We start from the raw sequence: 8714 nt of genomic DNA, 5'->3' as shown, positions 1-8714 counted from the left end.
CTACACCCCCGCGTACAAGGCCCCGCTCGGGGAGCACGACGAGAACATCAGCTACGAGCGCAGCGTCGAGCTGGTCGGCGAGGAGGTCGCGGCGGCGCTGCGCGACGCCTCGCTGCGCATCTTCACGGCCGCGCGGGATCTCGCCGCAGAGCGGGGCGTGGTGCTCGCCGACACCAAGTTCGAGTTCGGGCGGGATCCGCGCGCCGCGGCGGGCGATGCCGCGGGCGCACTGGTGCTCGCCGACGAGGTGCTGACGAGCGACTCGTCCCGGTACTGGGACGCATCGGTCTACTCCGACGCCGAACTGCCCAGGGCGGACCGCCTGGCCTCCTTCGACAAGCAGATCGTGCGCAACTGGCTCGCCGCCAACTGGGACAGGCAGGGCGAGCCGCCCGTGCTGCCCGACGAGATCGTGTCGCAGACCTACGCCCGCTACGCCGAGCTGTACGCCCGCCTCACCGGCGAGTAGAAGCCCCCTCCCGTGAACGAGGGGAAAGCCGGGTCCCGCCCCCGTTCGCGCGCCAGTAGTTGTCACCAAACCTGACGTGAGGTGACAACTACTGGCGCGCGAACGTGAGAAGCCGCGCGCAACCCGCCCCAGCCGCCAACCGTTCGCGGTGTGCGAGAATTGACTGAGCTTCACCTCGAGAAACGGAGACCCCGGGTGCCCACGATTGTTGTTGATGTCATGCCCAAGGCCGAGCTGCTCGATCCGCAGGGCAAGGCGACCACGGGGGCGCTGGATCGCCTGGGCCACGGCAAGTTCCAGAACGTGCGCATCGGCAAGCGCTTCGAGTTCACGGTCGACGGCGAGGTGACCGACGCCGTGCTCGCCGAGGTGCGCCAGGTCGCCGACGAGATCCTCTCGAACGCGGTCATCGAGGACGTCGTCTCGATCACGGTCGACGGCGCCGCGGCCGACGTCGAGGCGCGCTGATGACCGCCCGCATCGGCGTCGTCACCTTCCCGGGCTCGCTCGACGACCGCGACGCGCAGCGCGCGATCCGCCTCGCGGGCGCCGAACCCGTCGCGCTCTGGCACGCCGACCACGACCTCCAGGGCGTCGACGCCATCGTGCTGCCGGGAGGCTTCAGCTACGGCGACTACCTGCGCCCCGGCGCGATCGCCGCGATCTCGCCCATCATGACCGAGGTGATCGAGGCCGCGAACAAGGGGCTCCCGGTTCTCGGCATCTGCAACGGCTTCCAGGTGCTGGTCGAGTCGCACCTGCTGCCCGGCGGCCTGATCCGCAACGCGCACCAGCAGTTCATCCGCCGCGATCAGCGGCTCGTGGTCGAGAACGCCGACACGGCCTGGACCAACGAGTTCGAGCGCGGCGAGGAGATCGTGATCCCGCTCAAGAACGGCGACGGCGGCTACATCGCCAACGAGGAGACGCTCAAGCGGCTCGAGGGCGACGGGCTCATCGCGTTCCGCTACGCGGACGTCAACCCGAACGGCTCGCTGCACGACATCGCCGGCCTCACGAACGAGCGCGGCAACGTGGTCGGCCTGATGCCGCACCCCGAGCACGCCGTCGAGCCGGGCTTCGGCCCGGACATGCCGGAGGCCATGCGCTCCGGCGTCGACGGGCTGAAGTTCTTCACGAGCGCGGTGAACGCGCTGGCCGCCCGGGTGTAACCCGCGGCTGCGCGCAAGAGGGGCGGTGGATCGGCGATCCACCGCCCCTCTCTGCGTTCCGCGCTCCGCCCGCCGACGCGCGGCTCCCGGGAACGCGGTCGGGACTACGCGCCCGCGGCCGCCGCGGCCCGGGCCGCCGCCGGGAGCGCGGCGGCGATGCGCTCGATCGCGGCGTCGTCGTGCGCGGCGGTGACGAACCAGGCCTCGAAGGCGCTCGGCGGCAGGTTGACGCCCTGCTCGAGCATCGCGTGGAAGAACGCGCGGTGGCGCCCCGTGTCCTGCCGCTGCACCGCCGCGTAGTCGAGCGGCGCCTCGGCGAACTCCCCGAAGAGCACGCTGAACAGGCTGCCGGCGCGCTGCACGCGGAACGGCACCCCCGCGGCCTCGAACGCGCTCGCGACCTCGCCGGCGATGGCGTCGGCGGCGTTCCCGAGCGCGCGGTAGGCCGCGACGTCGGCGTGGCGCAGCGTGGTGAGCCCGGCCGTCACCGCGAGCGGGTTCCCCGAGAGGGTGCCCGCCTGGTAGACGGGGCCGAGCGGGGCCAGCAGCTCCATGATCTCGGCACGGCCGCCGAGCGCGGCGAGCGGCAGGCCGCCGCCCACCACCTTGCCGAAGGTGAAGAGGTCGGGCGCCGCCCCCTCGGGCACCCGGGCCTGCTCGATCCCCCAGTAGCCCGAGGGGCCGGCGCGGAAGCCGGTGAGCACCTCGTCGAGGATCACGAGCGCGCCGTGCCGGTGCGCGAGATCGATCATCGCCGCGGTGAACCCCGGCTCGGGCGGCAGCACACCCATGTTCGCCGCTGCGGCCTCGGCGATGACCGCCGCGATCCGGTCGCCGTGCTCGGCGAAGGCCGTCGCGAGCGCCGCCGGATCGTTGTACGGCAGCACGAGCGTCTGCCCCGCGGTCTCGGGGGTCACGCCGGCAGAGCCCGGCATGGCGAGCGTCGCGAGTCCGGATCCCGCCTCGGCCAGCAGCCCGTCGGAGTGCCCGTGGTAGTGCCCCGCGAACTTCACGATGAGCGGGCGGCCGGTGGCGCCGCGCGCGAGCCGGATCGCGGTCATGGTGGCCTCGGTGCCGGTCGAGACGAGCCGCAGGCGCTCGACCTCGGGCACGCGGGCGATGATCTCCTCGGCGAGCTCCGCCTCCTCGGGCACGGAGGCGCCGAAGCCGAGCCCGCGCGCGGCGGCCTCCTGCACCGCCTCGACCACCGCGGGGTGCGCGTGCCCCAGCAGCGCCGGGCCCCACGAGGCCACGAGGTCGACGTACTCGTTGCCGTCGACGTCGGTGACGCAGGCGCCGCGCCCCGAGACGAGGAAGCGCGGGGTGCCGCCGACCGACCCGTAGGCGCGCACCGGCGAGTTCACCCCGCCCGGGATCACGCGCGCCGCGCGCGCGGCGAGTTCGGCGCTGCGAGCGGTCGCGGCGCGCGCGCCCGCGCCGGATCCCGCGCTCATCGGATCCACCCCGCGAGCTCGACGGCGAAGTAGCTGAGCACGGCATCGGCCCCCGCGCGCTTGATGCTCACCACGGACTCCTCGATCGCCCGGCGCCGGTCGATCCACCCGTTCGCGGCGGCCGCCTCGATCATGGCCGCCTCCCCCGAGACCTGGTAGGCCCACACGGGCACGGGGCTCACGGCGGCGACGTCGGCGAGCACGTCGAGGTAGCTCATCGCCGGCTTCACCATGACGATGTCGGCGCCCTCGGCGAGATCGAGCTCGGCCTCGCGCAGGCCCTCGCGCCGGTTGGCGGGATCCTGCTGGTAGCTGCGGCGGTCGCCCGTCAGCTGCGAGTCCACGGCCTCGCGGAACGGCCCGTAGAAGGCCGACGCGTACTTCGCGGAGTATCCGAGGATCGCGGTGTCCTGGTGTCCGGCCTCGTCCAGGGCCTCCCGCACGGCGGCGACCTGTCCGTCCATCATCCCGGAGAGCCCGAGCAGCGCCGACCCCGCGTCGGCCTGGGCGACCGCCATCGCGCGATAGCGGTCGAGGGTCGTGTCGTTGTCGACCGCGCCGCGCGCGTCGAGCACGCCGCAGTGGCCGTGATCGGTGAACTCGTCGAGGCAGAGATCGGTCTGCACGACGAGCGCGTCGCCCGCCTCCGCGACGACGGCCCGGGTCGCGACGTTGAGGATCCCCTCGGGATCGTCGGCCGCGCTGCCGTGCGCGTCGCGCACCGCGGGCACGCCGAACAGCATGATGCCGCCCACGCCGGCCTCGGCGGCCTCGGCGGCGGCTCGGCGCAGCGAATCGAGGGTGTGCTGCAGCACGCCGGGCATCGAGGCGATGGGCCGTGGCTCGGCGATGCCCTCGCGCACGAACGCCGGCAGGATCAGCTCGGCGGGGTGCAGCCGGGTCTCGGCGACGAGCCTGCGCAGGGCCGGAGTCGTGCGCAGGCGGCGCGGTCGGACGGTGGGGATCATGCGGGACTTCCTTCTGGTCGTGCGGGAGGGAGGGTCTGATGCGCCGGAGCGCTCTCGCCGGACCCGGCGAGGTCGGCGCGGCGGGGAGGGCCGCTGCGCCCGGGATCGCCGGACCGCCAGGAGCTCGCGGAACCGGGGGCGGGCAGGGCCGCGAGCGCATCGAGCAGGCCCGGGCCGGTGTGCGTCCGAGCGACGGCGTCGGGCCGCAGCCCGTGCTCGGCGAGGGCGCGCGCGGTCGGTTCGCCGATCGCGACGAGCGCGGTCGACCGGGGCAGCGGGGCGAAGCGACGTGCGATCTCGCGCGCCCCGGATCCGCTCGTGGCGAGGATCGCGTCGAGCCCCCCGGCGGCGACCTCGGCCTCCAGGTCCGGATCGCGCGGGGCCGGGAGCGTGCGGTAGGCGGCGACGCGCTCGGGGTCGTGCCCCGCGGCGGTGAGCGCACTCTCGAGCTCGGTGCTCGCGAGCGCGGAGAGCGGGAGCAGCAGGCGGCGGTGCTCGTCGGCGAGCACCGCGAGCAGCGCGGCGGACAGCCCCCCGGCCGAGAAATCGCGCTCGGGGACGAGCGCCGCGGTGAAGCCGCGGGCACGCAGCGCCTCGGCGGTCGCGGGCCCCACGGCGGCGACCGGCGCCCGCCCGGGACGAGCTCCGGCCTCGGCGATCGCGGCGGCCCCGGCGGCGCTCGTGACCACGAGCCAGTCGTAGTCGCCGCGGTTCCATCGCTCGGCCGCGGCGACGAGCGCTGCGGGATCCTCCGGCGGGGCGGTGACGGTGAGCGGCGCGATCACGGGGACGCCGCCGCGCGCACGGATCCCGGCGGCCAGCCGCTCGCCCTGCGCACCGCCGCGCGGCACGAGGATCCGGCGTCCGACGAGGTCCCCCTCGCCCGACGGGTTCGAATCCGCGGGAGCGGTGGTCATCGCCCGCCTCCGAGCGGCGCCAGATCCGCCGCGCCCCGCGCCAGCAGGTCGCGCGCGACGATCCGTCCGAGGCGCTCGGGGGCATCGAGGGATGCGGGATCCCCCGCCGCCCACGGCAGCTCGGCCGCCGCGGTGAGACGCGCGCCGCCGTCGAGCCGGTACACGTCCGCGCTCAGCACGAGCCGTCCCTCGTCGACTCGGGCCGTCGCCCCGACGGGCGCGGCGCAGCCCGCCTCGAGCATCGCGAGCAGTGCGCGCTCCGCGAGGGAGCAGGCGCGCGCCTCGGGGTCGTCGAGCGCGGCGAGCGCCTCCGCGTACGGCGCGCGCGCGGCGTCCTCGGCACGCACCTCGATGGCCAGGGCGCCCTGCCCCGGGGCCGCCGGCGCATCGGCGAGCGGGAAGCGCTCGGTGACCACGGCCGAGCGGCCGAGGCGGTCGAGCCCGGCGCAGGCGAGCACGACGGCGTCGAGGTCGACGCCGACCCGGCCCAGTCGGGTGTCGACGTTGCCGCGCAGGTCGTGCACGTCGAGATCGGGTCTGCGGGAGAGCAGCTGGGCGACGCGGCGAGGAGATCCGGTGCCGACGCGGGCCCCGTCCGGCAGCGTCTCGAGGGTGAGCCCGTCGCGCGCGCACAGCGCGTCGCGCGCGTCGGCTCGCTCGGGCACGGCGCCCAGAGCGATGCCCGGGCAGGGTCCCGTGGGGAGATCCTTCAGCGAGTGCACCGCGAGGTCGCACTCGCCGGCGAGCAGGGCGTCGCGCAGCGCGCTCACGAAGACCCCGGTGCCGCCGAGCTGCGACAGCGGCGCCCGCGAGGTGTCGCCGTGGGTCGTCACGATGACGAGCACGACCTCGAGCCCGGTGGCGGCAGCGACGGCCTCGGCGACGGTGGTGGTCTGGGCGACCGCGAGGGCGCTCCCCCGCGTGCCGATGCGGAGCAGGCCGCGGGCGGCGGCCACGGGCGAGTCGGATCGGCGCACCCGGGGGGCGGATCGGTGCTCGTTCATCTCTGCTGGGCTCCTTCGTGGTGCGATGGGTTGCGACTGGTCCGGTGCGGAGTCGACGGCGCCGTCCGCGCATCCGAGTGCGTCGTGTCCATGATCCTCCTCGCCGCCGAGCGGGCGCCCGGGATCACCGAGGCGAGGCCCGTGCCGCTCACCCAGTCTCCCGCGAACGCGATCCCGCTGGGCTCGGGGATCCCGGCGCCGGCCGTCGAGGATCCCGCGAGCCACTCCCGCCGCCGCATGCCGAGCACCGACTCCTGACGCAGCTCGATCCCGAGGATGCGCGAGGCATCCCGGATCGCGAGCCGGGTCGCCTCGTCGTCGTTCAGGCCGTCGGTCGGCGGGGCGCTGCCGACGCGCCCGTAGGAGAGCCGGACGACGTGGCGACCCGCGCCGAGGGCGGCGGCGCGGGCGGGCCACTTCGCGGTGACGTGCGTGAGCGCCTTCGCCGCGATGGGCGTCGCGGCGGCGCGCGGAACGGCACGGCTCCGCGCCGTTCCCGCGACATCCGCGGCCACCAGGGCACCGGTGCCCCGCGGGGCCCGGTCGAGCGCGGCGTCGTCGATGAGCAGTGCGACGACCTCGACGCGCCCCTCGGGCTGCGCCGGCGGCGCGCCGAGCAGCCGCCTCGCGACCGACTCGGGGACCGCGAGGACCACGGCGTCGACGTCGAGGGCGGCACCGGCCTCGGTGCCGGATCCGGCGTCGCCCGCGGCGCCCGGGGAAGCGACGGCATCGCCCGGCGTCACGGTCCATCCCGCGCGATCGTCTCGAGGCGCGAGCGCGCTCACCGACGCCCCCGTGCGCACCGTCACCTCGAGACGGCCGAGTTCGGCGGCGAGCGCCTCGACGAGCGCGGTCATCCCCGCGCGGAGTCCCGCCACCGCGCCGCCGGCCGCGGTGCGGCTGTCGCGCAGTTCGCGGGCGGCGGCCACGAGCGATCCGCGGCGGGCGAAGGCGGCGGCGAGACCGGGAACCGAATCGACCGGCATGTCGGCCGGATCGGTCGAGTGGACCCCGAGCACCACCGGCCGCACCAGGCGCTCGAGCACGCGCGAGCCGAGGCGCGCCCGCACGAGCTCGGCGAGGGATCCGCCCCGCCCGGCGCTCCGCGGCAGCAGCGGCTCGACAGCGGCGCGCAGAGCCCCGGCGACGCCGAGCGCCCGCACCGCGTCCCGCGAGAGCGGCGTCGCCGGGATCCCGATCGTGCCGGCCGCGGGCAGCGGCACCGCACGGGACCCCGTGACGACCCAGGAGCCGAGCGGTGCGGGGCTGACGATCTCATCACCCAGTCCGAGCTCCTCGAGGAGCTCGACGACCCCGCCGCCCCGGGTCGCGAAGGCCTCGGCGCCGATGTCGACGGTCGCACCCCCGATCGTCTCTCCGCGCAGGCGGCCCCCGAGCCGGTCGCCGGCCTCGAGCAGCGTCACCCGAGCCCCGGCGAGTGCGAGCTCCCGGGCCGCGACGAGCCCCGAGACGCCCCCGCCGACCACCGCGACGGTGCCGACGGAGAGGCCGCCGGTGGCGGACGCCCCGGCGGCCTCGACGCGGTCAGCGGGCATGCGCGAGTTCCACGATGCGCGTGAGCACGGTCGGATCCGCCTCGGGCGGCACCCCGTGCCCCAGGTTCAGCACGTGCGCGGGAGCCCGGGATCCGCGCCGCAGCACCTCGTCGAGGTGGGCCTCGAGCTGCTCGGCGGGCGCGCCGAGGTAGGCCGGGTCGAGGTTGCCCTGCAGCGGCAGGGCGTCGCCGAGCCGGCGGCTTGCCTCGTCGAGCGGCGTGCGCCAGTCGACGCCGAGTGCGCTGACGCCGACGTCGGCGAGCTCCTCGAGCAGGTGGCCGGAGCCGACCGCGAAGTGGATCATCGGGACGGTCTCCTGCCGCACGGCGTAGCCGTCGCGCAGCGGATGCCGGTAGCCGACCCCGCGCACCGCGTCGAGGGTGCGGCGGGAGGCGGGAGCGACGTGCTCGCGGTAGTCGCGCGCGCTGAGCGAGCCCGCCCAGGAGTCGAACAGCTGCACCGCGCTCGCCCCGGCCTCGACCTGCGCCTCGAGGAAGACTCCGCTGAGCTCGGCCGCCCAGTCGAGCAGCTCGCGCCAGGTCTGCGGATCGGCGTGCATGAGCGTGCGGGCGCGCAGGTGGTCCCGGGAGGGGCCGCCCTCCACGAGGTAGGCGGCGAGCGTGAACGGCGCGCCGGCGAAGCCGATGAGGGGTGTTCCGCCGAGCTCCGCGACCGTCAGCCGCACCGCCTCGCGCACGGGCTCGAGCGCCTCGCGCAGCCGATCGGCGGTGAACTCGGCGCGGCAGCGCGCCACATCGGCGGCGCTGCGCACGGGCTGCTCGAAGACAGGGCCGCGACCCGCGACCAGATCGACGTCGACTCCGGCGAGCCGCAGCGGCACGACGATGTCGCTGAAGAAGACCGCGGCGTCCACCCCGTGCCGCCGCACCGGCTGCAGCGTGATCTCGCTCGCGAGTTCGGGGTTCACGCAGGCATCGAGCATACGATGGTCGGCGCGGATGCTGCGGTACTCGGGCAGCGATCGACCGGCCTGGCGCATGAACCAGACGGGGATGCGCTCCGGGCGGTCGCCGCGGAGCGCTCGGATCAGGGGGGCGTCGCTCGTGCGTCCGTCGACGAGCGGGTGCGAAGCTGGGAGGAAGTTCATCGGTCGAGATGCTAGCTTATAGATCTGATGTGAAACATCTGATCTGCTCAGCTTGGGGTGCAA

Annotated in this window: 9 protein-coding genes; 3 read left to right on the top strand and 6 right to left on the bottom strand. The window is 75.4% G+C overall.

Annotated elements, in window-relative coordinates; all coding sequences use genetic code 11:
* The 3 genes from ACWKZU_RS04365 to purQ form a co-directional block, all read left to right on the top strand.
* Positions 1-469 (top strand): phosphoribosylaminoimidazolesuccinocarboxamide synthase (locus ACWKZU_RS04365; protein WP_449281168.1); only part of this gene is annotated, 469 nt, incomplete at its 5' end.
* Positions 470-664: 195 nt separating this feature from the next.
* The gene (gene purS, locus ACWKZU_RS04360) at positions 665-937 is read left to right on the top strand and encodes a phosphoribosylformylglycinamidine synthase subunit PurS (protein ID WP_449281167.1); all 273 of its coding nucleotides are present in this window, start codon (positions 665-667) and stop codon (positions 935-937) included.
* Positions 937-1641: a phosphoribosylformylglycinamidine synthase subunit PurQ gene (purQ, locus tag ACWKZU_RS04355; protein ID WP_449281166.1), complete on the top strand. Its 705-nt coding sequence runs from the start codon at positions 937-939 to the stop codon at positions 1639-1641. The genes purS and purQ overlap by 1 nt, the downstream gene beginning before the upstream one ends.
* Positions 1642-1745: 104 nt before the next feature.
* Here purQ and ACWKZU_RS04350 read toward each other — a convergent pair whose 3' ends face one another.
* From ACWKZU_RS04350 to hemE, 6 genes are read right to left on the bottom strand one after another with little or no spacing between them, the layout of a single operon-like run.
* Complete coding sequence (locus ACWKZU_RS04350) at positions 1746-3095, bottom strand: glutamate-1-semialdehyde 2,1-aminomutase (RefSeq protein WP_449281165.1); 1350 nt, start codon at positions 3093-3095, stop codon at positions 1746-1748.
* A complete protein-coding gene (hemB, locus tag ACWKZU_RS04345) occupies positions 3092-4063 on the bottom strand; it encodes a porphobilinogen synthase (protein WP_449281164.1) in 972 nt (323 codons plus the stop codon). The genes ACWKZU_RS04350 and hemB overlap by 4 nt, the downstream gene beginning before the upstream one ends.
* Complete coding sequence (locus ACWKZU_RS04340) at positions 4060-4980, bottom strand: uroporphyrinogen-III synthase (protein ID WP_449281163.1); 921 nt, start codon at positions 4978-4980, stop codon at positions 4060-4062. Before ACWKZU_RS04340 ends, hemB begins: the two co-directional genes overlap by 4 nt.
* Entirely contained in the window at positions 4977-5984 is a 1008-nt protein-coding gene (gene hemC / locus ACWKZU_RS04335; protein ID WP_449281162.1) for a hydroxymethylbilane synthase, read from the bottom strand. Before hemC ends, ACWKZU_RS04340 begins: the two co-directional genes overlap by 4 nt.
* Positions 5981-7543 (bottom strand): protoporphyrinogen/coproporphyrinogen oxidase, encoded by a 1563-nt coding sequence (locus tag ACWKZU_RS04330; RefSeq protein WP_449281161.1) that lies wholly within the window; start codon positions 7541-7543, stop codon positions 5981-5983. The genes hemC and ACWKZU_RS04330 overlap by 4 nt, the downstream gene beginning before the upstream one ends.
* The gene (gene hemE, locus ACWKZU_RS04325; protein WP_449281160.1) at positions 7533-8651 is read right to left on the bottom strand and encodes a uroporphyrinogen decarboxylase; all 1119 of its coding nucleotides are present in this window, start codon (positions 8649-8651) and stop codon (positions 7533-7535) included. The genes ACWKZU_RS04330 and hemE overlap by 11 nt, the downstream gene beginning before the upstream one ends.
* Positions 8652-8714: the final 63 nt, after the last annotated feature.

It is taken from the genome of Leucobacter sp. (genome assembly GCF_053528595.1).
The sequence above is the reverse complement of the archived record's forward strand: the minus strand, read 5'-3'. Positions and strand labels throughout refer to the sequence as shown.

What these genes read in the sequence shown, in the direction of transcription:
- purQ (WP_449281166.1), top strand. Translation starts at nt 937, where the DNA reads ATGACCGCCCGCATCGGCGTCGTCACCTTCCCGGGCTCGCTCGACGAC.
- ACWKZU_RS04350 (WP_449281165.1), bottom strand. Translation starts at nt 3,095, where the DNA reads ATGAGCGCGGGATCCGGCGCGGGCGCGCGCGCCGCGACCGCTCGCAGC.
- hemB (WP_449281164.1), bottom strand. Translation starts at nt 4,063, where the DNA reads ATGATCCCCACCGTCCGACCGCGCCGCCTGCGCACGACTCCGGCCCTG.
- ACWKZU_RS04340 (WP_449281163.1), bottom strand. Translation starts at nt 4,980, where the DNA reads ATGACCACCGCTCCCGCGGATTCGAACCCGTCGGGCGAGGGGGACCTC.
- hemC (WP_449281162.1), bottom strand. Translation starts at nt 5,984, where the DNA reads ATGAACGAGCACCGATCCGCCCCCCGGGTGCGCCGATCCGACTCGCCC.
- ACWKZU_RS04330 (WP_449281161.1), bottom strand. Translation starts at nt 7,543, where the DNA reads ATGCCCGCTGACCGCGTCGAGGCCGCCGGGGCGTCCGCCACCGGCGGC.
- hemE (WP_449281160.1), bottom strand. Translation starts at nt 8,651, where the DNA reads ATGAACTTCCTCCCAGCTTCGCACCCGCTCGTCGACGGACGCACGAGC.